This is a genomic window from Micromonospora sp. NPDC004336 (assembly GCF_053602615.1).
In genome coordinates, this window is record NZ_JBSGDY010000318.1 from 1 (window position 1) to 2,936 (window position 2,936).

A 2,936-nucleotide genomic window follows, 5' to 3' on the forward strand; every position below is an offset into this window, starting at 1 on the left:
AACCCGTTCGACGCACCGTCCTGATTGACCGCCGTGGCCCGCACCACCGCGAGGATGCGGCGGCCGTCCCGCCGCGCGTCCGACAACCGCTGCACGACCAGGACGCCCACGCCCTCGCCCCACGCGGTGCCGTCCGCCGACTCGGCGAACGCCTTGCAGCGGCCGTCGGCCGAGAGTCCGCCCTGGCGGGAGAACTCGATGAAGGCGCCCGGCGTCGCCATCACCGTCACGCCACCGGCCAGCGCGAGGTCGCACTCCCCGGACCGCAGCGCCTGCACGGCCAGGTGCAGCGCCACCAGCGACGACGAACACGCCGTGTCCACCGTCACCGCCGGCCCCTCGAAGCCGAACGAGTACGCCACCCGGCCCGACAGCACGCTCGCGGAGGCGCCGGTCGCGGCGAACCCGGCGAGGGACTCGCCGGCCTGCCGGACGACGGTCTCGTAGTCCTGTCCGTTGGTGCCGGCGAACACCCCGACGCGGCTGCCGCGCAGCGCGAGGGGTTCGATCCGGGCGTCCTCGAATGCCTCCCAGGTGACCTCCAGCAGCAGCCGCTGCTGCGGGTCCATGGCGAGGGCCTCGCGCGGCGAGATGCCGAAGAAGTCGGCGTCGAAACCGCCCGCGTCGGCCAGGAATGCACCCCGGGTGACGTAGGGGCGGCCGTCCCCCTCGGCGTCGGGGCCGGTCATCGACTCCAGGTCCCACTGCCGGTTGGTCGGGAAGTCCGACATCGCGTCGACGCCGGCCGTCAGCAGGCTCCAGAGCCCGTCCGGCGACTCGGCTCCGGCGGGGAAACGGCAGCCCATGCCGACGATGACGATCGGGTCGTCGGCCACGACGGGGCCGGTCACGGTGGCGGCGGCGGGAAGCGCCTGGCCGCCGAGCAGCTCGGCGTGGATGTGCCCGGCGAGGGCGGTCGAGTTGGGGTAGTCGAACGCGAGGGTGCTGGGCAGGGTGAGGCCGGTGGCCGCGTCGAGCCGGTTACGCAGCTCGACCGCCGCCAGCGAGGTGAAGCCGAGGTCCTGGAACGCCCGCTCCGGCGACACCCGGTCGACGGACTCGTGCCCCAGGACGGCGGCCACCTCGGCGCGGACGAGTTCCCGGAGCGCGTGCAGCTGCTCCGGAGCGGACATCCCGGACAGGCGGAGGCGCAGGTCGGCCGCCGGCGCGGGGGCGGCCGCCGCCGGGCCCGCGTCGGCCAGCAGGTCCCGCACCAGCGGGGCGTGCCGGCGACCACCGGCGGCGGTCACCCGGGCCCAGTCGATGTCGGCCACCACGACGTACGTCTCGTCGCGGTCCAACGCCCGGGCGAGGGCGCGCACGGCCGTCTCGGGGGCCATCGCGCCGAACCCGGTGCGGCTCAGGCGCTGCTCGAAGTCGCCGGCGCTCACCCCGCCGTCGGCCCACAGGCCCCAGGCGAGCGAGGTCCCCGGCAGCCCCTCGGCGCGGCGCCGCTGCGCCAGCGCGTCGAGGAAGGCGTTGCCGGGCGCGTAGGTGGCCTGGCCGGCGGCACCCAGGAGACCGGCGAGCGAGGAGAAGAGGACGAACGCGGAGAGGTCCCGGCCCCGGGTCAGCTCGTCCAGGTTGCGCGCGGCGTCGACCTTGGCGCGCAGTGCGGTGGCGAGCTGGTCGACGCTCACCGCGTCGATCACGTTGTCGTCGAGCGCGGCGGCGGTGTGCACGACCGCGGTCAGCGGTAGCTCGGCGGGGATCGAGTCGAGCAGCGCCGCGAGCGCGGCCCGGTCGGCCACGTCGCAGGACGCCACGGTGACCCGGCTGCCGAGCCCGGTGAGCTCGTCGGCGAGCGCGGCGGCGCCCGGGGCCTCGGCACCGCGCCGGCTGACCAGCAGGAGGTGTTCGGCGCCGTCGCCGGCCAACGCGCGGGCGACGTGACCGCCGAGGGCGCCGGTGCCGCCGGTGACCAGCACGGTGCCGCGCGGCGTCCAGGAGCGGCGCGGGCGGCCGTCCCGGTCCGCGCGTACCAGCCTGCGGGCGTACGCGCCGGCCTGGCGCAGGGCGACCTCGTCCTCCCGGCCGGTGCCGCCGACGAGGGTACGGAGCGTGCGCGCGACTTCCCGGTCCGGCCGCTCGGGCAGGTCGACGAGGCCGCCCCAGCGGTGCGGGTGCTCGGCCCGCAGCACGCTGCCGAAGCCCCACGCCATGGCCTGTACGGGGTCGACGTGCCGGTCGCGGGAGCCGACGGAGACCGCGCCGCGGGTGGCGATCCAGAGCCGGGCGGCGAGCCCGGCGTCGCCGAGTGCCTGGGCGAGCGCGACGGTGCCCGCGAGCCCGGCCGGAACGGATTCGGCTCCGGCGTACGGCCGGTCGTCGATCGCGAGGAGGGAGAGCACGGGGAGCGGGTCGCCGTTGCGCCCGGCGGACGCCTCGACGAGGTCGTGGGCGATCCGCTTGCGGTCGCAGGCGGCGTCGACCCGGACGACCCGCGCGCCGTCGGCGCCGAGGGCGGCCACCCAGTCCGTCACGGGGGCGTCCGCGTCGGCCGGTACGACGAGCAGGAGGTCGCTCGTCCCGGTGCCGGCGGGCTCGTCGGTGAGCGGGTGCCACGCGACCCGATAGCGCCACGAGTCGACGGTGGCCTCGGCGTCCCGGCGGCGCCGCCAGGCGGACAGCGCCGGCAGCACGTCCGCGAGCGGGGCGTCCGCGTCGACGGCGAGGCTCTCGGCGAGGCCCGCGACGTCCTCCGCCTCGATGGCCCGCCAGAGGTCCTCGTCGGCCCCGGTACGCCCGGCGACCGGGGGCCGGTAGGACCGCGTCCCCGCATTGATCCAGTAACGTCGATGGTCGAAGGCGTACGTGGGCAGGTCCACCACGCGCGGCCGCGCCCCGGCCTGCCCGTGGTAGGCCGCCCAGTCCACCGCGACACCCGCGACCCAGAGCTGCCCCAGAGCCGACGTCAGCGCGCCGACCTCCGCCTG

General features: G+C 76.8%; 1 protein-coding gene. It reads right to left on the reverse strand.

Annotated features, from left to right (window positions below):
* On the reverse strand, nt 1–2,936 hold a 2,936-nt coding region (locus ACWENR_RS30285), incomplete at both ends, for an SDR family NAD(P)-dependent oxidoreductase (RefSeq protein WP_452280359.1).